This is a genomic window from Oscillospiraceae bacterium, assembly GCA_022483045.1.
Taxonomy (GTDB): Bacteria; Bacillota; Clostridia; order Oscillospirales; family Acutalibacteraceae; genus Caproicibacterium.
The window spans coordinates 615,626-637,557 of sequence record JAKVOA010000002.1 but is presented as its reverse complement, the minus strand read 5'-3'; the positions used below and the strand labels follow the sequence as shown (position 1 = coordinate 637,557).

General features: G+C 48.3%; 21 protein-coding genes, 1 tRNA gene, 2 pseudogenes and 1 riboswitch. Of the genes and pseudogenes, 4 read left to right on the top strand and 20 right to left on the bottom strand.

What is annotated here, in order from left to right; translation table 11 throughout:
* Positions 1-7: 7 nt before the first annotated feature.
* The 4 genes from LKE53_11895 to LKE53_11880 form a co-directional block, all read right to left on the bottom strand.
* Entirely contained in the window at positions 8-1,093 is a 1,086-nt protein-coding gene (locus tag LKE53_11895; GenBank protein MCH3973434.1) for a helix-turn-helix domain-containing protein, read from the bottom strand.
* A 256-nt stretch (positions 1,094-1,349) separates the two neighbouring features.
* On the bottom strand, positions 1,350-2,462 hold the full coding sequence (gene ugpC / locus LKE53_11890) for a sn-glycerol-3-phosphate ABC transporter ATP-binding protein UgpC (protein ID MCH3973433.1): 1,113 nt from the start codon (positions 2,460-2,462) through the stop codon (positions 1,350-1,352).
* Between the two features lie 207 nt (positions 2,463-2,669).
* Positions 2,670-3,386, bottom strand: a complete 717-nt coding sequence (locus LKE53_11885) for an rRNA pseudouridine synthase (GenBank protein ID MCH3973432.1) — start codon at positions 3,384-3,386, stop codon at positions 2,670-2,672.
* A 50-nt stretch (positions 3,387-3,436) separates the two neighbouring features.
* Complete coding sequence (locus LKE53_11880; protein MCH3973431.1) at positions 3,437-3,880, bottom strand: DUF4830 domain-containing protein; 444 nt, start codon at positions 3,878-3,880, stop codon at positions 3,437-3,439.
* A gap of 131 nt (positions 3,881-4,011) precedes the next feature.
* Between LKE53_11880 and LKE53_11875 the strand changes: the two genes are divergently transcribed.
* Both LKE53_11875 and LKE53_11870 read left to right on the top strand, forming a co-directional pair.
* Positions 4,012-4,785 carry a M15 family metallopeptidase gene (locus LKE53_11875; GenBank protein ID MCH3973430.1) on the top strand — a complete coding sequence of 258 codons (774 nt, stop codon included), beginning with the start codon at positions 4,012-4,014 and terminating at the stop codon, positions 4,783-4,785.
* Between the two features lie 85 nt (positions 4,786-4,870).
* Positions 4,871-4,946 (top strand) — tRNA-Thr (locus LKE53_11870).
* Between the two features lie 90 nt (positions 4,947-5,036).
* Here the strand turns inward: LKE53_11870 and LKE53_11865 are convergent.
* The 5 genes from LKE53_11865 to LKE53_11845 form a co-directional block, all read right to left on the bottom strand.
* On the bottom strand, positions 5,037-5,531 hold the full coding sequence (locus LKE53_11865) for a phage scaffolding protein (GenBank protein ID MCH3973429.1): 495 nt from the start codon (positions 5,529-5,531) through the stop codon (positions 5,037-5,039).
* A 349-nt stretch (positions 5,532-5,880) separates the two neighbouring features.
* Positions 5,881-6,420 (bottom strand): DUF4258 domain-containing protein, encoded by a 540-nt coding sequence (locus tag LKE53_11860; GenBank protein MCH3973428.1) that lies wholly within the window; start codon positions 6,418-6,420, stop codon positions 5,881-5,883.
* Between the two features lie 581 nt (positions 6,421-7,001).
* A complete protein-coding gene (locus tag LKE53_11855; protein MCH3973427.1) occupies positions 7,002-7,307 on the bottom strand; it encodes a hypothetical protein in 306 nt (101 codons plus the stop codon).
* Positions 7,286-7,993, bottom strand: a complete 708-nt coding sequence (locus tag LKE53_11850; protein MCH3973426.1) for a hypothetical protein — start codon at positions 7,991-7,993, stop codon at positions 7,286-7,288. The genes LKE53_11855 and LKE53_11850 overlap by 22 nt, the downstream gene beginning before the upstream one ends.
* Complete coding sequence (locus LKE53_11845) at positions 7,917-8,474, bottom strand: hypothetical protein (GenBank protein MCH3973425.1); 558 nt, start codon at positions 8,472-8,474, stop codon at positions 7,917-7,919. The genes LKE53_11850 and LKE53_11845 overlap by 77 nt, the downstream gene beginning before the upstream one ends.
* An 888-nt stretch (positions 8,475-9,362) precedes the next feature.
* Here LKE53_11845 and LKE53_11840 point away from each other — a divergent pair.
* A pseudogene (locus LKE53_11840) lies at positions 9,363-9,740 on the top strand (tryptophan-rich sensory protein).
* A gap of 145 nt (positions 9,741-9,885) precedes the next feature.
* Here LKE53_11840 and LKE53_11835 read toward each other — a convergent pair.
* Positions 9,886-10,716, bottom strand: coding sequence for a helix-turn-helix domain-containing protein (locus tag LKE53_11835; GenBank protein MCH3973424.1), 831 nt, complete (start codon positions 10,714-10,716; stop codon positions 9,886-9,888).
* Between the two features lie 395 nt (positions 10,717-11,111).
* On the opposite strand from LKE53_11835, the gene LKE53_11830 reads away from it, so the two are divergent.
* Positions 11,112-11,726 (top strand): cytidylate kinase-like family protein, encoded by a 615-nt coding sequence (locus tag LKE53_11830; GenBank protein ID MCH3973423.1) that lies wholly within the window; start codon positions 11,112-11,114, stop codon positions 11,724-11,726.
* 106 nt (positions 11,727-11,832) lie between these two features.
* On the opposite strand, the gene LKE53_11825 is transcribed toward LKE53_11830, so the two are convergent.
* From LKE53_11825 to LKE53_11780, 10 genes and pseudogenes are all read right to left on the bottom strand, one after another.
* Entirely contained in the window at positions 11,833-12,531 is a 699-nt protein-coding gene (locus LKE53_11825) for an amino acid ABC transporter permease (GenBank protein MCH3973422.1), read from the bottom strand.
* A 62-nt stretch (positions 12,532-12,593) separates the two neighbouring features.
* Positions 12,594-13,460, bottom strand: coding sequence for a transporter substrate-binding domain-containing protein (locus tag LKE53_11820; GenBank protein ID MCH3973421.1), 867 nt, complete (start codon positions 13,458-13,460; stop codon positions 12,594-12,596).
* 95 nt (positions 13,461-13,555) lie between these two features.
* Complete coding sequence (locus tag LKE53_11815; GenBank protein MCH3973420.1) at positions 13,556-14,278, bottom strand: amino acid ABC transporter ATP-binding protein; 723 nt, start codon at positions 14,276-14,278, stop codon at positions 13,556-13,558.
* A 129-nt stretch (positions 14,279-14,407) separates the two neighbouring features.
* Positions 14,408-15,316 (bottom strand): DMT family transporter, encoded by a 909-nt coding sequence (locus LKE53_11810; protein MCH3973419.1) that lies wholly within the window; start codon positions 15,314-15,316, stop codon positions 14,408-14,410.
* Positions 15,317-15,348: 32 nt separating this feature from the next.
* Positions 15,349-16,074: a D-proline reductase (dithiol) protein PrdB gene (prdB, locus tag LKE53_11805; GenBank protein MCH3973418.1), complete on the bottom strand. Its 726-nt coding sequence runs from the start codon at positions 16,072-16,074 to the stop codon at positions 15,349-15,351.
* Positions 16,075-16,108: 34 nt separating this feature from the next.
* The gene (locus tag LKE53_11800; GenBank protein ID MCH3973417.1) at positions 16,109-16,297 is read right to left on the bottom strand and encodes a hypothetical protein; all 189 of its coding nucleotides are present in this window, start codon (positions 16,295-16,297) and stop codon (positions 16,109-16,111) included.
* A gap of 14 nt (positions 16,298-16,311) precedes the next feature.
* Positions 16,312-18,021 (bottom strand): D-proline reductase (dithiol) proprotein PrdA, encoded by a 1,710-nt coding sequence (gene prdA / locus LKE53_11795; GenBank protein MCH3973416.1) that lies wholly within the window; start codon positions 18,019-18,021, stop codon positions 16,312-16,314.
* 34 nt (positions 18,022-18,055) lie between these two features.
* Positions 18,056-19,357 (bottom strand): proline reductase-associated electron transfer protein PrdC, encoded by a 1,302-nt coding sequence (gene prdC / locus LKE53_11790; protein MCH3973415.1) that lies wholly within the window; start codon positions 19,355-19,357, stop codon positions 18,056-18,058.
* 18 nt (positions 19,358-19,375) lie between these two features.
* Positions 19,376-20,344, bottom strand: coding sequence for a proline racemase family protein (locus LKE53_11785; protein ID MCH3973414.1), 969 nt, complete (start codon positions 20,342-20,344; stop codon positions 19,376-19,378).
* A 395-nt stretch (positions 20,345-20,739) separates the two neighbouring features.
* Positions 20,740-21,458: pseudogene (locus tag LKE53_11780) on the bottom strand (hypothetical protein).
* A gap of 235 nt (positions 21,459-21,693) precedes the next feature.
* A riboswitch (FMN riboswitch) is annotated at positions 21,694-21,809 on the top strand.
* Positions 21,810-21,932: the final 123 nt, after the last annotated feature.

Sequence of the window (21,932 nt, the reverse complement as noted above, 5' to 3'; positions counted from 1 at the left end):
CTACTTTTTAGAATTTTACCGGGTTGGAATCGAGGTATTTTTTGACCATGAGCGCCACCTTAAAGACAATAGCGTCTTCAAATTCGCGCAGGTCCAGGCCGGTAATCTTCTTGATTTTTTCCAAGCGATAGACCAAAGTATTGCGGTGCACAAAAAGTTTGCGGCTGGTCTCAGAGACGTTCAAGTTATTTTCAAAGAAGCGCTGAATCGTAAACAGCGTCTCGTGGTCCAGGCTGTCGATGCTTCCTTTTTTAAAGACTTCCTTTAAAAACATCTCACACAGGGTAGTCGGCAGCTGATAAATCAGGCGCGCAATACCCAAGTTGTCATAGCGCACAATGCTGCGCTCGGTATCAAAGACCTTGCCGACCTCCAAGGCAACCTGTGCCTCTTTAAAGGAGCGGGCTAAGTCCTTTACACCCACGACCGGGGTGCCTATGCCCACTACACAATGGGTATAGAATTCACTGGAAAGTGTGTCAACAATAGAGCTTGCCAATTTCTCAAGGTCTTTGCTGTCGATACCCGGCTTAATCTCTTTGACCAGCGCAATATCGCTTTCGTTGATGTTGATGACAAAATCCTTGTTTTTGTCGGGGAACAGGTTTTGAATCACATCATAAGCGGCAATGTCAGTTTTGTTGGTTACTTTAATCAGCATGCACACACGGCTGACATCGTTGTTAAAGTGCAGCTCGCGCGCCTTCAAATAGATATCGCCGGGCAGAATATTGTCCAAAATAACATTCTTTACAAAATTGCTGCGGTCATATTTTTCATCATAATACTGCTTGATGCTGGAAAGGGAAACGGCCAGCAGAGAGGCATAGCGGCCCGCCTCGGGGTCTGTGCCCAGCACAAACACCGCATACTCTGGCCGCGGCAGGTTGCCGAAAGACTTGTAGGTATACCCGTTTACAACGAAAGGTTCCTGCGAAACCATCAACTCGGAGGTAACGCTCTCGTTTACTTCGCCAATGCGGCCAAGTTCGCTGCAGGCAATGATAACTGACGTCTCATCAATAACGCCAATGGTGCGGTCGATTGCGTCACGCATTTGATGGATAACGCCCTGAAATAATCTGTTTGACATAATAGAACCCCTCGCTTTACTAAGTATGAAGCGCTTTTTGGCAATGAGAACCAGCTGCCAAAAAAATGCAATGTATGATTTCACAAAAGCCAACTGAAAAGAGAAATACTCTTTTATCTATTTTACACACTTTTATAATGCTTTTCAACTATTTCATAAAAAAATTCATAATTTTTATGGATTTCTCACAGCGTGAAAACAGAAGAGGGAACTACACAGCGTGCAGTTCCCTCCTTTATATAACATCCTGTTCTTGTTAGTTCAAGATGGTGGCTTCTGTATCTTTGTCAAACAGATGGCACTTGCTCATATCAAAGGCAATCTTAATCTTATCGCCGGACTTTGCAGTAGAGGTAGGCTCGACACGAGCAGTCAGGTTGTTGCCATCGCAGGTGAGGTACAGGTATGTTTCTGCGCCCATCAGCTCGGTAACTTCTACTTCTGCATCTGCGATAAACTCAGGATGATCCTGCAGGAACTTCGGCTCATCATGCACATGCTCGGGGCGAATGCCCAAAACGACATCTTTGCCGACATAAGGATCCATGACCTCTGCCTTTGCTTTGCCGGCAGGCAGTACCAAACTGTACTGGCCAAAGTCAATGGAATAGCCCTTTGCAGCTTTGTTGACCTTTGCATCAATGAAGTTCATCTGCGGGCTGCCCATAAAGCCTGCGACAAACTCGTTGATCGGGAAGTCATACAGATTCTGCGGGGTATCTACCTGCTGAATAATGCCGTCTTTCATAACCACAATGCGGTCGCCCATGGTCATAGCCTCGGTCTGGTCATGTGTAACATAAATAAAGGTTGTGCCCAGGCGCTTATGCAGCTTACTGATTTCTGTACGCATCTGTGCACGCAGTTTTGCATCCAAGTTAGACAGTGGCTCATCCAAAAGGAAGACCTTCGGGTTACGCACGATTGCACGACCCAAAGCAACACGCTGGCGCTGGCCGCCGGAAAGGGCCTTCGGCTTACGGTCGAGCAGATGTGCAATGTCAAGGATGCGGGCAGCTTCTTCCACGCGCGCCTTGATTTCATCCTTTGGTACTTTACGCAGTTTCAGACCAAATGCCATGTTGTCAAACACGGTCATGTGCGGATACAGCGCATAGTTCTGGAACACCATGGCGATATCGCGGTCCTTTGGTGCAACGTCGTTTGCCAGGGTGTCGCCGATATACAGCTCGCCTTTAGAGATATCCTCCAAACCTGCAATCATACGCAGGGTGGTAGATTTGCCGCAGCCGGAAGGACCAACCAGAATGATAAATTCTTTATCGGCGATTTCCAAATTGAAATCGGTAACGGCCTGTACGCCGCCGGTGTAAATTTTGTAAACATGCTTCAGGGTTACGCTTGCCATAACATGTGCCTCCTGTTTTTCGTTTCATCTTCATCTATCGGTTGTTTCAATAATAGCAGATAGATTTATGCCTGTACAGACCTGTTTTGTCCAAACTTCTTTTGTCTTGTTTATGTAATTCTCCTAAAATCCAAAAACGCAGGTCGTATTTCGTCCATATTGTCAAAGCATGCCATCAAAATTTTCAAGTCACTTTTATGCAACATGTCAATCTCCTTGTCCCAGCAGGGCCGCCTGCTCAGCGGCAGTCAGCGGGCGCAGCGCACCCTGCGGCAAATCCGGCGGCAGAGACAGCGGGCCGAATTCTGTGCGGCACAGTGCTGTCACTTCGCTGTCCTGTGCCGCAAACATCCGCTTTACCTGGTGGAATTTCCCCTCACGCAGGGCAACCTCATAAAGGGGCGTACTGCCGTTTTCCAACAGCCGCAGTCGAGCCGGCAGGCAGGTGAAATCCGGCAGCTGCACCCCAGCCGCAAAGCGCTGCTGCGCACCGGCGCGCGGCGGGCAGCTCAGGCGGGCCTGATAAATTTTCCAGACATGATGCCGGGGCGACAACAGGCGGTGCGCCAAAGCGCCGTCATTCGTTAAAAGCAGCAGGCCGGTGGTGTCTTTGTCCAGCCGACCCACGGGCTGCACCCCGCGCCGGCGCTGCTCCGGCGGCAGCAGGTCAAGCACTACCGGCTGCCGGGCGTCGCGTGCAGCAGTCAAAAGGCCCGCCGGCTTGTTGAGTATCCAATACACAAACTGCTGGTAGTCCAGTTTTTCGCCGTGCAAAGTTACCTGCTCCGGGCTGACATGCGCGGCCGGGTCAGTCAAGGGTTGTCCATTCAGCTGCACAGCGCCGCTGCGCGCTAAGGCAGCGGCTTCTTTGCGGCTGATGCCGGTCTGCTGTGCCAGCAGTTTATCCAATCGCATTTGTGGCATCGGGTACACCTCGTTTTCTGCTGTCATTATACCCGAAGCCCGGTTGAAACTCAACTTTTCTGCCGCAGCGGTTTCATAAAGCCGTTTAGCGCAGCGGTGGAGACATCCCCTCCGGCAATTTCCCCTTTATATACGAGTAAAGTTGCCCGAACATCCGGATTGCCTGTATAATTTTTCACACGATACACATACTGCTGACAGGTCTTTCCAGCGACTTTGGTCAAGTCAAAACCAGCCTGTTGGTTCAACTGGCTGTAATTTTGGTAAACCTTAGAAAACTGTGCAGGAATCTGCACCTCACGTGCAGCAATCGGTTCATTTTCCACCTGCCATCCGCATTGCTGCAGAAATCGCACACGGTCGCTGTTGCTCCCGGCGGAAATCCCCCCCGCTGCGCCGGCCGTGCGTACAAAAAGCACAATGATCACCGCTACTGCGAAAAGGGCTGCTGCTAAAAAGACGCGTTTCTTTTTCCCGTGAAAAGAAATGGTCACCGTTTTCGCCTCCTTCTCTAGTTTCCTCATTGATTTTTTATGCAGGGAAGAAGTAGAATAGAACCATTGCGGCAGGCCCATTTCTATATATATAGATGTATAAAGAATTTATTGATAGGGAGGAATCCCAAATGCGCCGCCGATTCTTTTGCTTTTCCCTGCACCACCGGCCAAGCCGCCGTGTTGTGCTTTTACTGGCAGCTGCTTTCATCTGCATTGCCGCCGGCTGTGCTTTCATGCTGTATCGGCTGCCGCAGCCATCCGCTGCGGCAGTGTCTTCCGCTAAGCCGGCCGTTTCTTCTGCAAAGCCGCACGCTGTGTCTTCTGCAGCCGCAAAGCCTGCTGTGAATAAAGCAGCGTGGCAGCTGCACTTAGTAAACGCCAGCCATCCGCTGCCCAGCAGCTTCTCTGTAAAAACATCTGCTGTAGCCAATGTCCGTTTTGACTCACGCGCAGCGGGAGCTCTGCAGCAGATGATTTCCGCCTGCAACGCCAAAGGCAACCACCTAATGGTCTGCTCCGGTTGGCGCAGCATCAGTCTGCAAAGCAGCCTGTATCAGGATGAAATCCGCTCAAAAGAAAAGAAAGGTCTGCAGGGTCAAAAAGCGGTTGACGCGGCGGCAGCGGTTGTTGCACCGCCCGGTACCAGTGAACACAATCTCGGTCTTGCTGCCGATCTAGGCAGCGACACCAATCAGCTGCTGGACGAAACCTTTGCAGAGACGCCGGAATCCGCCTGGCTGACTCAAAATGCCTGGCAGTACGGCTTTATTCTGCGCTACCCGAAAGGAAAAGAAAAGATTACCGGAATTATTTATGAGCCGTGGCATTATCGGTATGTGGGCCTGCCCGCGGCAAAAGAAATACACAGCCAAGGGGTCTGCCTTGAGGAATACCTTGCGTAACCCCTTTCTAAGAATCCGCATGGAAAGCCACTGGGAAAACCTTGACGAAACTTTATTCGTACGATATAATAGATAAGTTCCGTTTGCTACTGTGGCTCAGTTGGTAGAGCAGCTGATTCGTAATCAGCAGGTCATCGGTTCGAGTCCGATCAGTAGCTCCAAGGAAAAGCCCGTAGGTATCATGTTTTTAGTGATTTCCTGCGGGCTTTGCTTTATGCCTTTTTCGGTTTTGACTACCTTTTGACTACTTTTTATAATTTGACTACTGCATAAACAAAAAAGCCCCCGGCCGGCTTTTCTTCTTCAAACAGAAAAACCTTGTCTTTCTTCAAATTCTGTACTTGCTCATCCAAGCTCAGCACTTTGTCGCCGTCCTTCGTGACAGCGTCCATGTTGACAAATGGCAGCACGGCTTTTGCGTCGTGCGCTTTTGCTCCCACCAGCGCAAGGTTGATAGCACTGGACTTTTTCAGCGTGCTAAGGTCGGTACCATACTTGACCTGCGCGTCTTTGACATCCTGCTTCAGCTTTTCAACATCCACACCGTCAAAAGCCTTCACTTTGTCCTGCAGGTCTGCAATAGTGCCATTTGCGGTTTTTAATTCAGCGTCTTTACTGTCAAACTTGCCCTTGTCCACATAGCCGCCCTCGGACAGGTCAACAAATTTTGCTTTGTGCTCACCGGCAGCTTTTTCAAAGTCCGCATAGGTGAGCGATTTGTCACCGAAAAGTTCTTTCATATCCATGTTAAAAACTCCTTGCCGCATTGATTTGATTTGTAAGTGCGCAGCCACTCTGCGCCGTGCGGTTCCTGCATTTTAAGCCCGGCAGGGTAGGGCAAAATAAGTATGAAAAAAGCAGCCCGCAACGGCTGCTTGCTTCTGAAATTGGGTACAAAAATACCGCCGGGCGTGTGCCGTGGCGGCTTAGTTGTAATTTTCGCATTTATCACATATTTCATGTGCCTTTTGCCAGCCACATGGTGGCCGGAGCTTTTGCGGCAGATTCAAACTGTCATTGCCAATGTTGGAAATGTCAAAGCAAAGACCGGCAGAAATTTTCTTATTCCAGATAGGGCAAAGTACCTGTTCATCTTCATTTTTTGGATTCGTGATAAAATCCATATTTTTTTGCCACCTCCAATACTGTTTTCCCGCCCTCGTCAAGCTGACCGATGGAGGACACGGTGCCGTCTGATTTAATTGCAATGAATCCGGCTTCCGAATAATAAACGTGCTGTGTACCATTACGCTGCCTGATTGCAAATTTTGGCGATTTTATGATACGTTCCACATCCTGCAAAGTCATTCCGCGCTCGGACAGTCTGTCTAACGCATGGCCGCTGAAAGTTAAGGTGCCCGGTACGGCGGGAGCTTTCACGAGCATTCCTTTCACTCTAATTGTACCATCCTCGCGCAGACTGTTCAACTCCTTGTTTGCGGAGTCCAGCCGTTGCTGCGCCTTTGCGGCCTGAACCGCTTTCTGTGCCGGACTGCGTCCAAAGGAAACGGTTTTACCTGCTGACTTTGTGGCAGCAACCTGTTCGCGCTCCCGCTGCCGCAGCAGGCCGGTTTGACTGCAAAAGTCTTTCAGCACCGCTGCCAGACCATCTGCTAAAAATTGCTTTTTGGTCATTGTTGAGACTCCTTTTCAATCTTTTCGCCAGCTCCCCGCTGGCTGCAAAACTTTTTCTCGGGCAATCTCCCGCTTCCGCTGGCTGAACATCTCCCGGAACACTTTTCAGTATAAACTCTTTGCTTCTGCTTTCAATTCCGTGATTTTGAAAAAAATACGGGAATGTGAAATCAATCCCTGCAAATTGAACAGAATCACGCCGCTTCACAAGCAGTTCAAAAATTTAAGATACGCAAAGAAAAAGGCAGGCAGGCAAAAGTCGGCCGGCCTTTCTGCAAATTCAAGGTTTTGAATGTTTTTGAATAAGTTCAGTTTCACTGCTGCAGCGGAACACGCTGTAAGTCACCCCCTCGTACGCGTTTAAAGGTTTCAATGGACACGGAAGCGCTGTTGTAACCAAACTGCTATGCAACATCATTCACCCTCTAACCGGCAAGCAGCAGTTGTTCTGCACGCTTCACCTTCATGTCATCAATGAAATGGGAAATTGTCTGCCCGGTACTCTTTTTGAAAAAATGGCTCAGGTTAGACGGCGAAGTGTGAAAATTCATTGCCATACGCTTGATGGTAAAGCTGAAATCTCAGTAATTTGCTTCCACATACTGCATCAAGCTGCCCAAGCTTCGGTGCCCATGCGGTGCTGTTTCTTCCACTTGTGTTCCCACACGCTGCAGATATTTGGAAAACAAAATGTCAATCTCACAGCTAATAGCTTCCGGATTCGGTACCGGAATCCGCTGCACCTGCCGATTGATTTTTTGGCGGTCGCCCTCATTCAGAATACTGCAGACGGTTACAAAAACAGAAGCGCGCCACATCTCGCTGCAGGAGACAAGCCAGTTCTTAATCATACGCAGTGCAAATTTCACTTTATCAGTGCTTTCCACAGAAACAGCTTCTTGCAGTGCTTCCAGTTCCAATTCCGGATACACAGAGGAAGTATCTGGACTTTGCGTCTGTTTGCCTCACGCTGACAAACATCCAGATATACACTGCATACATTTTCTAGACTGTCAACTGCATGACTGACAGAAACCAACTCGTCATTACCGTCACTCAGCTGCCGCAGCTTTTCTGCCAGACAGTCCTCTTTTTCGTCTGAACACAGCAGGAACATATATTTATTGTCCATAATGTACATGGAATACGAATTGGTTTCCTGCCCGCTGTCTTTTTCCTCTGCATTTAAACTTTGAAACAGTTTTTCATTTTCCGCAGTGTCTTCCAATAAAATGCACGCAAACCAGTGCCGGTCCACCCGAATACCGGCGCTAAGACATTGCTGGTACAGGACGGAACCTGTTGTCACTTGATTATCCAGAATATAGTACAGGTATTTTTCTCGACACAGTTCCTCATTGGTCTGTTCCAAAAATTTTTTGGTATAAGTAAGGTCACTGACCGCCATGTCAATATACTTTGATTCGTCCATGGCGTTTTGCTGCTGGTACTGTGGTTCAATACGTTGCAGAATCTGCCTCACCGGCGCATAGCTTTTATGCGTGTAGCACAGCAGCAGCAGTAGTAGTACCGCCACCGCCAACACCAAAAATGTGATGACTGCCTGCACCATGACAGCGCCTAGTAAAAAACGTAAATTGTGGAATAGTCCACTGCACTTTAAAAGCATTATGACTGTAACACATTGTCAGACTGTCTCCGGGCAGAAAATTGCTTAGGTTGTTCCCTTCATTGATTGCCTGATTACCCTGTTTGTTGGATGAATAGATTCGTTCATTGTTGTAAGACAGGGTCATAAAGCCGTTTTCATTAACTTTGTCCCACAGGGCACTCATTGTGCTGTCGTAAACTACAAAAGCCATGCTGGAAACGACTGTATTGTCGTCTGCTGTTTCCAGCGGTGCCAAAAACAGAGTGCCATCATCGTTTGTTAATTTACTATGTACGCGAAAGGTACAAATTTGCTCACGATCACTTTTAAAAACTGTTGTACTGGCAGTTTTTAACTTCTTGGAAAGCAAAATGTTGGTAAAATAGAAATCAACTCCATCTTTCACCTGCGTACTGATGATATACTTTCCTTTGTAATTCATATAAAAAGGCTGTCCACAAGCTGTCTTTATTTAAGCCATCCATAATGTAATTAGTAGGAGGCAAGCGAATCCGTCTGGTATAACATTAAAGAATTCAGTTTCCTGCTTGTGGCGGTCTGTTACCTTAAGCACTGCCTCAAGCTGTCGTTCTGTCTGATCCAGTAACCGTTCAGAATGAATCCGAAGTTCATTTTGCATAGCATTAAGGCTTTGCTGGACAATTATGCAAAAATTTACAGCCGCAATGATGAGAATTGGACACAGCATCAGCAGCAAAACCAAACTGTTTTTCCGCAAAGACAGCGACTGTTCCTTTTAAAAGCCGGGCAAGACAATTCGCTTAGTGATTTTCATATCAGTTCCTCTTCGTTTATTTGCAAAACCGGTTTCATACATACAAAGTAAATTCTAGAGGCTTTTCACCTTTTTTCAAGCGTTTCTGTGCAAAACTGCTGATTGATGTCTGATGTTTATAAAAATAATATCGTACATCTTGCATACAGCCATGTTACTGGAATTGTGAATTTTTCTTTTCCGTCCGTATACTTTCATAGTTACACGGAGATATTTTTATCGAGATGAAATGTAATGCCAAAGGGCAGCCAACCTGACAGCGAAACCGCATGCGCCAAAAAATGTTACGGTCAAACACCGCTGACACGGGAGAATCAAAATAGGAACGCCAAAAAACAATCGATTCCGCACAATGACGTCTGGCTGCCATGCCACCTTTGGGCGGCTTTTGATTTTTTTAGAAAAGCAGCATATGCTTTCAAGCATAAAGGGGTGACTGCTATGAAAAAGTCAAAATGGAAGCCACTGCTGCTCAGTCTGATTCTCCCCTTTGCTGTTGGCGGTCTGTCCAGCTTTTTGACTCGTGGCCGCACAATGCTGTTTCAGACACTAAACCAGCCGTCGTTGTCACCGCCTGGCTGGCTTTTCCCTATTGTATGGACAATTTTGTATTTTTAAATGGGTATTGCGTCCTATCTGGTTTATATTTCGCACGCTGAAAACGAGAAAACCTCCTTGACTCTTTACGGTGTCCAACTGGCCGTCAACTTTTTCAAGCCATTGATTTTCTTTGAACAGCACGCCTACTTTGCCGCGTTACTGTGGATTCTGCTGCTCTGGCTGCTAATACTTGCCACTTTGCTGCTGTTCTATAAAATCAGCAAACCAGCTGCATGGATGCTGCTGCCCTACCTTCTGGGGGTCACTTTTTCCGCTTATCTAAACGGCGGCATCTGGATTTTGAACCGCTGACAAATCATAAGCAGTTGCGGTCGTTGTTTCTGGCGGGAAAGCATATAAATCTGCTTTCTCGACCCTATCAATTTGACAACAATCAACGGCGCTTTTCATTTTCGGAAAAGCGTCGCTGATTTGCGTGTACCTTTACTTTTTCATTTCAGTTTTGCGGAACAATACGTCCGGCATAACTTTTCACCAACCTGCGGCAAACATTCGGCGCAAGCCCCGTGTATTTTTTGAACTGCCGGATAAAATGCGGCTGATCATAATAGCCATAATCTGCTGCCAATTGTGTCAGCTGTGTGTCCGGGTGATAGCACAAGTCAGCCATCAAACGCTGAAACTGCACAATACCGCAAAACGTTTTTGGAGAAATGCCGGAAACTTCGTGAAACACCCGGCTAATGTAACGCTCACTATACCCAGTTTCTTCCTGCAGCTGGCCAATGGTTACACAGCCGTCGCTGTGGTAGATTTTTTTGCGGACTGCACAAAACAGTGCCTGACTGCCGCAGCTGCCGGGCTGCTCCACCTGTACCCGGCGGTTCACCTGCAAAAACACCTGTGCACGTTTCTCAAAGGTCGCTGCCTCTGCCATGCGTTCACACAAGGTTTCGTCTCTCAAAATATTTTGCAGGTCTGTACGCACTTCTGTCAGCTCCTGCACCGGAACAGTCAGCAGCTGTGGCGATACCCCCGGCAAAAAACGCACGCCAAAATAAGTATGGTTCTTTTCGGTTGGAATCAGCCGATGTGCCAATACGGTACCAATCACCTCTGCCTGAACACGGCTGTCTGTACAGTCAAAAACAATGTCCACACAACCATCCGGTACGGCTACCGTACCATGTTCGGCCGGGTCGTCCAAACAATACTGATAAATCTGTGAAATACCGTTTTTGTAAACCGCTCTTTGCTGGTAACGGCTGCAGCTGGTGACAAAGTATGGCTGAACTGGCTGAAAAGGAGCTTTTTCTTCATTTTGCATACCGTTTCACCCCGTCTACTTCAAAAAACTTTGTACTGTTTTCAGTATAGAAGAAATCAAAACAGTTTACAATTTTAGAAGTAAAGTATTTTCCTGTGTTTTCTTTGTAAAAAATGTTAGACAGATTGTAAAATAAAGCTGAACAAACAAGGAAGAATCATTTACAGCGAATCCGCTGTGGCAGAACACCATAAATTCAGGCACTTTAGGCCATGTATAAAAACAATGAAAACAAAGTTTTCTTCTGCTTTTCATTTCTTTTTCTGGAAATTTTCAAACGTCTTGACGCCTTTGCCACAGGGGGCTAAGATGGAAAAAAGTGTACAGCTGCTGTGGCGATTTTCACTGCGGTCCTGCTGTCACGCTTACTTTTTTAACAGGAGTGATGAGCCATGGTGAAAAATTATGTTGTTACCCTGTCCAGAGAATTTGGCAGTCTGGGACGGCCAATTGCCAAACGGCTGGCTGAGTTGCTGGGTATCGAATGTTATGACCGTGACATTGTAGAAAAAACCGCAGAAAATTTGGGAATGCCCGTTTCGGTTATCAGCAATATGGAGGAAAGTGCGAAAAAGAACCTGTTTGTTAAGATGTCCTACCCTCTTGGCACCGGCACAACCGAAGAACAGGACACTGTCTTTCACGAGCAAGTCAAGATTATCCGCAATTTGGTAGAACAGCAGTCCTGCATCATTGTAGGCCGCTGCTCCGATTTCATCTTGCAAAATGAAAAGAATTGTCTGCACATTTTTGTCTATGCTCCCTATGAGCAGCGCTACCGCAACTGCGTCGACAGTCTGCGAATGGAACCGGAAACAGCTGAAAAAATGATTGCCAAAGTAGACAAAGCACGCAGCGCCTACCATCTGCACTATGCAGGCTACCTGCCAAACGATGAAAACCATCAGGATCTCATGATCAACAGCAGTCTGTTAGGCGTAAATGGCACGGCAGAATGCCTTGCCGAAATCGTTCAAAAGTGCTTTCCACAAACGAACAGTGCCCTGTGACATCCTGCTGTATTCCCACAAAAAGGTCCGGAACTCTCGTAAACCAAAAGCGAGTGTTCCGGACCTTTTTCTGCTGTCAGTGCTACAGCCAAACACCTGCAGAAGGTTAGGCCGCCAGCTTCTTATTTTTCAAGTCTTTCAGTCTGGGCTTTGGTACACGCTGCAAATTCATGCGGCGCTCAACAAACTTTTGCAATACCATCAGCAGCGAAATCAGCGCTAAGTAGAACAGTGCCAGCAGTGAATAAGTGGTAACATAGTCAAAGGTCAGTGCGGCGTAGCTCATCGCCTTCTGCGTCATTTCATTGACCACAATAATTGTAAGCATAGAGGTATCCTTCAGCGATATGATAAACTGATTAAACAGTGCAGGCACCATTTGTCGGAAAGCCGGAGGAATGACAACATGAATCAATACTTGCAAATTGCTCATACCCAACGAGCGGCCAGCTTCTTTTTGGCCGTTGTCTACGCTTTCCAGTGCGCCACGCACAATCTCGGCAATAAAGGCACCAGAATTTATGGAAATAACGATGATACCGGCTGTCGTACTTGGAATATTGCTTCCCAGCATCAGCGGCAGCACATAGTAAATATACAGTGCCTGCACAATAATCGGCGTACCGCGAATGAGCCAGATGTACACAAATGCCAGTGTGCGTGCCACCCGGCTGCGTGACTGCAGCGCGTAACCTGCGACACTGCCAATGACAAAACCGCACAGGATGCCGACCGCCGCAACTAAAACCGTAAGCTGCAAACCACTCATCAACATGGGCACCAGTGTTATAATTGCTGTATTCATAATGATCCCTGCCTATCTGCTTCCCGGCGAGACAAATATACCCGAGAAAATTTAAATTTCTGTTATTCGCACCATTTCTCGTCCAGCTTCTTCATGGTACCGTCTTTGGTCAGTTCATCTAAAGCCGCATTAAACTTGTCTGTGTAAGCAAAGCCCTTCTTAAAGGCAATTGCATAAGGAGACTGCCCTTGGTTGAACTGATCCCCCACCACTTCTAGATTTGTTTTGGGGTTCGTCTTAATATAAAATGCGCAGTTCGGCAAATCCTGAATGACAGCGTCCACCTTTCCCTGCTCCAAAGAGGCATAAGCAGTGGTGATGGTATCATGCACTTCCAGTGTTGCATCCGCCAAATTTTTGCTGGCATAAGCGTGTGAAGCGGTACCTTTTTCCACTGCGACCTTTTTTCCGTGAAGGTCATTTACGCTTTTAATACCACTGTTCTTCGTTTTGTTAATCAGAATTTTTAGGCCAGAGTCACTGTATGTCTTTGAAAAGTCCATGGTCTTCTTACGCTCGTCGGTTTGACACAAAGCGGCAGCAGCCATGTCCAGCTTACCTTGACCAATGGACGCACCTAACGCTGAGTAAGACATTGCCTGAATGTCACCGTCAATGGTAAAGCCTAGCTTTGCCTGCAGCGCCTTAATCAGATCGAGGTCAAAGCCGATAAGGGTTTTGCCATCTTTGTCGTAATAGCTGAAAGGACCGAATACACCGGATGTACCAACCTTAATGGTCACGCCCTTCATGGAACCGTCCACCGAACCAGTCACAGCGCTTCCGCCGGCAGCAGAACTGCTCCCGGCAGACGAAGCACCTCCAACGGAGGAACTGCCGGCAGGTGTTTCCCCACAGGCAGTAAAGGACAGGGCCAGCGCAGCAGCCATCACCGCAGAACAAAGCTTGGTCAAAACACGATTTTTCATGAGTGGTTCCCCCTTTTTGTTTAAAACAAACACGAATTTGTATATGTAACACGTTTGAAGCAGTTTCGACAAACGATTATTGGTATAGCTTACTTTTACAAAATACGAGCAAGGAAGGAACGGGCGCGATCCGTTTTTGGTGCTGTAAAGAATTCCTCCGGTGAAGCATCTTCCGCAATGCCACCATCCGCCATAAATAAAATGCGGTCTCCCACCTCCCGTGCAAAACCCATTTCATGTGTAACCACCACCATGGTCATGCCTTCCTTGGCCAGGTCACGCATAACGTCCAGCACATCACCCACCAGTTCCGGGTCAAGTGCCGAAGTGGGTTCATCAAACAAAATCATCTTCGGATGCATATTGAGTGAACGGGCAATGGCTACGCGCTGCTGCTGTCCACCAGAAAGCGTGCCTGGGTACGCTTCTGCTTTTTCTGCCATGCCCACCTTTTTCAGCTCTTTCAAGGCGTTTTCCCGGGCTTCCTCACGACTTATTTTTTTAACAACCATGGGAGCAAGCATGACGTTCTGTAGCACGGTCTTGGTTGGAAACAGATTAAAGCGCTGAAAGACCATGCCTACCTCTTCGCGCAGGCAGCGAATATCATAGCTTTTTCCCAAAGTATTGTTTCCGCAGTACAAAATTTCACCGTCATCAGGATATTCCAACCGGTTCAGACAGCGCAGAAAGGTACTTTTTCCCGCACCGGAAGGCCCTAAAATACAGGTAACCTCCCCTTCCCGAAGATCTACACTGATGTTTTCCAGCACAACGTTGTCACCAAAAACCTTTTTAAGGTTGCAGACCTGCATAATATTCATTGCGTTTCTCTCCCTCCAAAATTTTGAAAAGACTGCCTACAACAAAAGCGGCGCACACGGCAAGCTGCTGTATGCGCCATTGCATTGTCTAGGTATTTCATTTTTCAATGTTGTAAAGCTCTTTTACGCAGTGCTACTCTGCTGTGCTTCACTTGGAGATTGTAGATTTAAAACAAGTAGCGCACCCAGCACCAGAAGTACCCCACACCCACCCGGCAGCGTCAGCTTTTCGTGAAAGCACATAACACCCAGCAGTGTGGCAACCACTGGCTCCACAGAAGCTAAGATTGAAGCGCGGCTGGCCTCCATGTGTGTAAGTCCCCAAGTGTAGGAAACGTAAGGCAATGCACCGCACACTGTACCCAGCAAAAGAACATCTGCCGCAGCAGCAGGGAAAGTTGCTAAGAAAGCAAGATGCAGTTGACCGCCGCACAGCAGCAGACTGCCCACACTGGCCGTAAAGAATGTATACAGGGTAATGGTTAAAGGATGGTAGCCACGGTTTAGGGCAAAGCGGCCAAAAACGCTGTACAATGCATAGCCTAGGCCGGCACCGCAACCGTACAGGATTCCCGCTGCAGTGACACGCTGCCGACCACCACCCAACAAGCCAGTCACCAAGCACAGTCCCAACAAAGACATGGCCAATGCCACCAGTTTAGCAGGGGTACACGCTTCGTGAAACAGCAGCAAAGACAGCAGCATAACAATGCAGGGTGCCGTATACAGCAGAACACTGGCTACAGAAAGAGAGGTCCTTTGTATCGCGGAAAAGTAACAGAAGTTGAAAAATACAATACTGCACAGTCCAGTGCCTAAAAAGCACCACAAATCCCGTAAGCAAATTTTCAGCTTTGCCCGGTCACGCAGCAGCAGCCAGATCAGCAGCACCGCCGCCGTAACAATTGAGCGCAGTGCTACCAGCTCCATTGAGGAAAGGCCGGCACCTGTCAGACCGCGTACAAACAGTCCGATGCACCCCCACAAGCTGCCCGCAAGCAATACGGAAAGCACTGGCAGACCTTTTCGCACAGGCGTGCACCTCCTTCCTGCTGCAATGCGGTTTACACGTTATGGCGATATTCGTACGGCAGCACTTTCATCTGACCAAAGTGTGTCATGGTAGCCACCGCATTTAATGTATCCTTTAAAATGGCTGTTTGCATTTCCTTGTTGTTTGGCTCTCCTGCATTGGAACCAATGGGAACATGCGGTGCGGTAATACGCGGTGCGCCCTGCTGCCGTGCAATTGGTGGCAGTGCTGCGATGATACAAGTGGACATTCCCGCAGCCTCGCAGGCGCGCTCTACGATGGTTGCCGATCGGTGACAGGTGCCACAGCCGCCAGTACACAGTACAATATCTGCCCCCTCTGCTTTCAGCCGGCGGGCAATTTCAGGGCCAGTTTCTCCGCGGAACTTATTGACATTGCCGCCACCACCCATAAAGCCGTAAAACATGGGTACCAGCCCGCCAATGAAACCTTCATCCACTAATTCATGCAGTCGGTCAATAGGGAACATCGCATTGACATCTTTGTTAATATCAGAATTATCAAAACCGCCATGCGTAACCATCAGCTCGCTGGAAGGTGTATCTGAAGGAATTTCCCGAAAAGTATAGTCTCCGGCTGTGTTGTAGGGCGTTTGCGTCTTTTTGTGAATGCCGCCCGCAGTAATGAATGCGACCTTGCACTCTTTCAAGGGTTTTGTCAGCGGTGTCCACACCGGCGGTGGCGTAATAGGCACATAAACTTCCGACTTTAAACCTTCGGCAGTAGTCAGTTTCATAATAGATGCTCCTTTTTCGTTTCTGCTCATTTTTTTACAAAACGTTAATGCAGCTCAGGTAAAACTCGCACTCCTGACCAAGTTGCAAGGGCTTATCGCTGTAAACACAGCGCAGCGGAAGCGACAGCACCCCCATGCGCCCCTTCACGCCAATCCGCACGCCCACTTCCGTAATCTCTTTGATTTTGCCGTGCAAGAGCAGCGGCTGCAACTCTATATTCATGCTTGCTTCCTCCTTTAGACGTCGCTTACCAACGCTTGATTTTCCCGAATGACCTGAGCGTTCCACTTGCGTTCCGGTGCAGCAATAGGCACACCTGCCATCTTTGTTTTCAGCATAAGTACCGCACGGGCAGCGTCCTCCGGGCAGGTAGTGTTATCACCTAAAATCTCATTTTCAAAGCCCTCAGGATCTTTATTTAACTCAATCATGGCATCCATGTACTGGTTGCCAACCACCAGCTGTCCCTGGTAAGCCGCAAATGTTACACCAACCACCGGTACGCCGCGGGAACCAATGGCAGCAATATTCTCGGAAAAATCAATGTGGTTGTTGCCAAAGCCCTCTGTTGTAACAATAGCGCCTTCCACATCCAGTGCTTCTACCAAAGCGCCAAGTCGCTGAGAAACGTAGGTCTTTTCGTCATTCACCTGCGGTGAACCAATGAACACGACGCCAACCAAATCCAGTTCTTCATCCGCCGCCAGCGCTTTGACCAAGGGTTCGCGGAAAAAGTGGCGTGTAATTTCTTTCGTGGCAGGACCAATGCAGGCCAGCGCGTGAACCCCGCCGTCCAGGACTTCATTGGCGCTAAGTACAACCGGCACATTACCGAGGTCCACATTCTTTTGACCACCCATTACCCCGCAGGGTTCATTAGGCACTAACAAATTATCATGCATGGCGCCTTGCCCCATAATTTCTTTCACCAGCACCACTCTGGGGCGGCCCAGGCGCTTCACGTCCCGGAAAGTTTCCTGCTGTACCGGCTGCTCAGCAGAAAGATCTTTCAGTTTTTCCCGAATTTCAGAAATGATTGTGTCACAGGCACAGTGCGCTGCAAACGGACCACGGCGCTCCATACCGGTACCCTGCTGAATTTTAACATCCACACGAATCATGATGTCATCCGGATCAGGACAGCCAGGACGGCCAAAACGAATTTTTTCATCCATATAGCCTTCGCAAGAACCAAATTCATGTATTTGAACGCCTGCTTCATCCATACCCGTCAGCACAAACACTGCACCCGTCAGCACATTGGTCGTTCCCTCGCCCAGCTTTCCCTCTGCCTTTGCAGCAATTGGGATAACATCCATAATTGTATTGCTGTAAACATGACGTTTTTCCGGTGGAATAACATCCATGGTCACTTCTTTTACCAGAGGATTGCAGGCAACTGCTTTTTCAGTCAGATCCTTATCGATAGACAAAATACCATCACTGTAAGAAGTAGTGTCAGATAGCCGCACTTCCTTCACCGGATAGCCTTTTTTTACCAAAGTACGCAGTAGCTTGTCTGTGCAGGGCGTTTCTGCGGCAGTTGCCACACTAAATCCTGCGGGAAAATCCAACGTCAATCCATCGGCATGCTCCAAATGCAGATGCACCATACCACCTGTACAAACAGATGCCGCAGGCTTGACATCGGCAGCAGGTGCTTCCTCTGCTACTGCAGTAGGTCCAGCTGCTTCCTGAATTTCATCTAAAAGGTCTGCTGTCAGCGGCGTAAGGCCGTCACAGTCTTTTTTCAGCGTTGCGCCAAGCACCTGTGAAATTTTAAGTACCTCTCCGTCCAGCTTGAGTAAGCCGGAATCAACCAAGTCAGCAAAGACCTCAGGATCTTCCAACTCGGCAGGACTTACCACAGTACCTGCACGCGTTAAACAGCACAGCACCGCCGGGTCCTGCAAATGTGCGTTGGCAGTTTCTCTGGAAATAGACATGAACAACACCCCTTTTAAAAATTAAACGTCTTTTTCATTCATGCAGCTTCATGCGGCGAATGAGTGGCAGCCCCACCGCCCGCAGCGTACCGTCAGTCAAATGGTAAACCGGCAGTCCAAGTTTTGGTGCTACGGTCATAACTGTGTTTGTACAGTCTGTACAGTTACTGACCAGCAGCACCTGCGCCCCGGCTTTTTTCAGCTGCAAAATTCGCTGTGCCTGACCGGGGCAATGCCCAGGGTCTTTACATTTCAGCGCACCATTCGGCATTTTCACGGCTTGCTTACAAAATTTCACCGCAGCCACCGGTGCCTCCATACTGGCTGCAAGCTGACGCAGCCGCTGCTCACCAGCACTACAGGCGCACACCAGCAAACCCATTGGCCGCCGTTCCCGCAAAAACGGCATAGTTGCCAGTACGCCACCGATTGTTTTTGTAACCGGGCTGTCTGCCTCCACCCGGTACCCGGTGAATGGTCCACCCGCCAGCAACTCGCCGGTGTCCTTTAGGGCACCGCCGGTTCGATTCAACAGCGCTTCTATACTGGTTCCAGTGGGCACATCCAAAAAGCACTGCAGCGGCTGTCCGTGCAGTCTGCCTGCAACTGTCACGTCCTTTGAAATAGAGGGCTTCTTTTGCTCTACTGCTTCCGTAACCCGGCAAAGTGTTTCCGCATTGCAGATGACAGCTCCAGCCGCACTGGGCAGTTGGTCAGGCTGCAGCAAAACATGCAGGCATTCCCGCACAATCGCCCGTTCTTCGCCCATCGGATACAAATCCGGCAACAGCTGCAGCGTCATGCAGGACGGGTCCAGAACATTTTTTATAGAGCGAATTGCTTCTACATGTTTTTCTTTGACAGCAATGATTCCATGACCTGCGCCGGTTGCCTGCATGGCCAAACGCAGTCCCTGTACCAGCTGCGTCGGCTTTTTTTCCAGCCGACTGATGTTGTGCCCCAGCACCGGTTCACACTCTGCACAGTTTGCAATGACGGTACCCTCCGCACCAAGTGGTGTAGCCAGTTTTACATGTGTGGGAAAGCCCGCCCCACCCATGCCAACAACACCTGCAGCGCGAACCAATTCTGTCACGCTGCTTCCCGAAACAGGCACAAAACTGTCTGGCTGCTCGGTATCGGCACAAACTGTAACTTCTTCGTCAGTCACCTGTTCCACCACACCGGAAACCGACGTGTGCAAATTCGCACTCAGCTTTCCTGCCGGAATTTCTGCCAACAGCTGTCCCCGTGCTACCCGCTGCCCTGGCTGCACCAGCGGCTGCGACGGTACGCCAATCTGCTGACGTAGCGGAAAATGATAAATTTGCTGCATTCGTATTCTCCTGTTCTGTCAAACCTTTAGTCGAAAACCATATTTCAGCGGATCGTCTGGGTCTAAAATGATTTCGTGAATCCCTGTTACATAAGCACTGCCTGTTACCTGCGGCACCACAGCAGGAAAGTCACCCGCTGTGGTTTCGCGGCATACTCGCGCATGAAACAGCGAGCCGGTAATGCTTTCATACACAAAATCTTCACCCAGCCGCAGCTTGCCTTTTCGGTACAGGGTGGCCACTTTAGCGCTGGAACCCGTACCGCAAGGGGAACGGTCCACCTGTGCATCGCCAAACACTACAACATTTTTTAAGGAAGCCTGCGGTTTGTCTGCCTGCCCGTAAAACTCAACCAAGTCTACCGAATGAATGTCCAGATATGGATGCTGCACATTCTCCTGACGATTGATTTTTTTCAGGATTTCCATACCGGTACGCACCAGTACAGGAACATTGTCCGGGGTAAGAGCAATGCCCAAGTTATCGGCATTAACCAAAGCAAAGAAGCTGCCGCCAAAGGAAATATCCATTGTTACACGGCCAAAGCGCTCCAGCGTAAGTTCCACATGCTGACGGTACAGGAAGCAGGGCACATTTGTAATGGTTACCTCTACTGCTTTTCCATGCACAACTTTAACCTGCGTTTCAATTATGCCTGCCGGTGCTTCCAGTACCACACGAGTGTAAGGCTCCTGTACAGGCACCAGTTTTTGGTCCACTGCTACACTGGCCAGACCTATGGAACCGTGACCGCACATATTCAGATATCCGCCGCTGTCCATAAAAATAACACCCAAGTCGGCTTTATCCGGTTTTGTTGGTTCTGTCACTACTGCACCGAACATATCTGCGTGACCACGCGGTTCCAGAATCAAAGCACGCCGCAGATGATCTAAATTTCGAGAAAGATATTGCTTTTTTTCCATCATGGTATTCCCGTAAATGGTCGGAAAGCCACTCAGAATAATGCGTGTGGGCTCCCCCATTGTATGGGAATCCACTGCAAAAAAGCGGCGGCCAGTCTCTTCTGCGGTATCGAATTGTAGCGCTGAAGGAGAAAACTTCACACCATGCACCTTCTTCCGAAACAGTAGTGCTTTTCAGCACTACCAATATTTTGGGAAATTGCAGAGCCACTCTGCTGTCCTTTAAAACATAAAGGCGTTCCGGCCTGCCCCTGTGGCAGATCAGAACGCCTTTGTCCTGAAACCAACAAAAGCAATTCCTAAAACTGAACCACATTGCTTTTGTTAAGCATATTATAGAAAAGGTTTTGTTGATGATTAACTATCTTCATCAAATACTTTATTTTGTAATGTTTTTACACATGAAAGTCCTTTAGTTTCTTGTTTTAAGGCAGGACCTGCTGCATAAAACTATGTTACGCCAGTTCCGGGCTGTCCCACAGGTGCAGCTTAGTGCCAATTCCAAACTTGAGAGCATTGCGGTAGACTTTGGTACCCCAGTCAACGTCTTCAACCGGCATACCTCCAACAGAGTAGATAAAAATATCATCGTTGCTCCGGCGACCCGTACGTTGCCAGTTAGGATTTCAGCCATATCTGCAACCGCTTCTTTTGGCAGCTTACCTTCCGCAATCAAATCCTGATACTTAACACCAATAATGCCGACAGTTGTGGCGCCCTTGCGGGCCAAGTGCCGTACCCCTACACCCGGCGCCACGCCGGTACGGTAAGTGCTTTCAACATTAACAGACATACAAGCAACCGGTGCCCCGGTATCCTTGTCATTCAAGGTCAGCATCAGGATGGAACGTAGCAGGCCTTTCTCCTTGTTCTTTGCGTTAGAGCCGTACCACTTTACACCTGCCATGTCCATGGAGCCGCCCACATAGGCCGGCATCGCCATAAAACGATTGTCAAGGTTATTCAACGACATAGTCAGAAAAGGAGAGCTGTCTGGAAAAGTCATCATAATACCGTGGGAGTTGCCGTTATCACCGTCCATGCGATAATTTCCGACACTCATCAGTTTGAAAAGTTCCTCCATGGTGTCAATACAGCCGCTCATATCTGTACCGCCCGCTTTAATCATATCCTGCTCACTCAGGTACAAAAAATCAATATTTGCATCACGCATGTTGCTTACCTTCATTTACTTATGTCGCAGATTACACCAAAACCCAAAAACGCGGCAGAGACACAGTGGGAACATCTCCCAACTGACGTCTTTGTCGCGTTTCATTTTTAAATGTTATTATTATTATAGAGAAATTTTGAATGTAAAAATTGTATAAATCGGAACACTTACAATATTTTTCCTCCGGGCTTCTCGCTTGATAAAAACGTAGCAGCATAATATGATAAAAAATAAATAACATCTTCGGGACGGGGTGCAATTCCCTACCGGTGGTACAGCCCACGAGCGGCAAGGCATGATTCGGTGTAATTCCGAAGCCGACAGTTACAGTCTGGATGAAAGAAGATATTTGCGTTGCAAATCATTTGGTGTTTTTCGCGCATTGTTTTGCCCTGAAAAGATATTTCTGTCTTTTCAGGGCTTTTTGCATTCTGTGCCGGTACCAAAACAGGAAATAAGGATTTCGCCTGTGCC

Bases quoted from the DNA above. Each gene is read 5' to 3' on its own strand.
- LKE53_11895 (MCH3973434.1), bottom strand. From the start codon at position 1,093: ATGTCAAACAGATTATTTCAGGGCGTTATCCATCAAATGCGTGACGCA.
- ugpC (MCH3973433.1), bottom strand. From the start codon at position 2,462: ATGGCAAGCGTAACCCTGAAGCATGTTTACAAAATTTACACCGGCGGC.
- LKE53_11885 (MCH3973432.1), bottom strand. From the start codon at position 3,386: ATGCCACAAATGCGATTGGATAAACTGCTGGCACAGCAGACCGGCATC.
- LKE53_11875 (MCH3973430.1), top strand. From the start codon at position 4,012: ATGCGCCGCCGATTCTTTTGCTTTTCCCTGCACCACCGGCCAAGCCGC.
- LKE53_11865 (MCH3973429.1), bottom strand. From the start codon at position 5,531: ATGGATATGAAAGAACTTTTCGGTGACAAATCGCTCACCTATGCGGAC.
- LKE53_11860 (MCH3973428.1), bottom strand. From the start codon at position 6,420: ATGACCAAAAAGCAATTTTTAGCAGATGGTCTGGCAGCGGTGCTGAAA.
- LKE53_11850 (MCH3973426.1), bottom strand. From the start codon at position 7,993: ATGGTGCAGGCAGTCATCACATTTTTGGTGTTGGCGGTGGCGGTACTA.
- LKE53_11845 (MCH3973425.1), bottom strand. From the start codon at position 8,474: ATGAATTACAAAGGAAAGTATATCATCAGTACGCAGGTGAAAGATGGA.
- LKE53_11835 (MCH3973424.1), bottom strand. From the start codon at position 10,716: ATGCAAAATGAAGAAAAAGCTCCTTTTCAGCCAGTTCAGCCATACTTT.
- LKE53_11825 (MCH3973422.1), bottom strand. From the start codon at position 12,531: ATGAATACAGCAATTATAACACTGGTGCCCATGTTGATGAGTGGTTTG.
- LKE53_11820 (MCH3973421.1), bottom strand. From the start codon at position 13,460: ATGAAAAATCGTGTTTTGACCAAGCTTTGTTCTGCGGTGATGGCTGCT.
- prdB (MCH3973418.1), bottom strand. From the start codon at position 16,074: ATGAAACTGACTACTGCCGAAGGTTTAAAGTCGGAAGTTTATGTGCCT.
- LKE53_11800 (MCH3973417.1), bottom strand. From the start codon at position 16,297: ATGAATATAGAGTTGCAGCCGCTGCTCTTGCACGGCAAAATCAAAGAG.
- prdA (MCH3973416.1), bottom strand. From the start codon at position 18,021: ATGTCTATTTCCAGAGAAACTGCCAACGCACATTTGCAGGACCCGGCG.
- prdC (MCH3973415.1), bottom strand. From the start codon at position 19,357: ATGCAGCAAATTTATCATTTTCCGCTACGTCAGCAGATTGGCGTACCG.
- LKE53_11785 (MCH3973414.1), bottom strand. From the start codon at position 20,344: ATGGGGGAGCCCACACGCATTATTCTGAGTGGCTTTCCGACCATTTAC.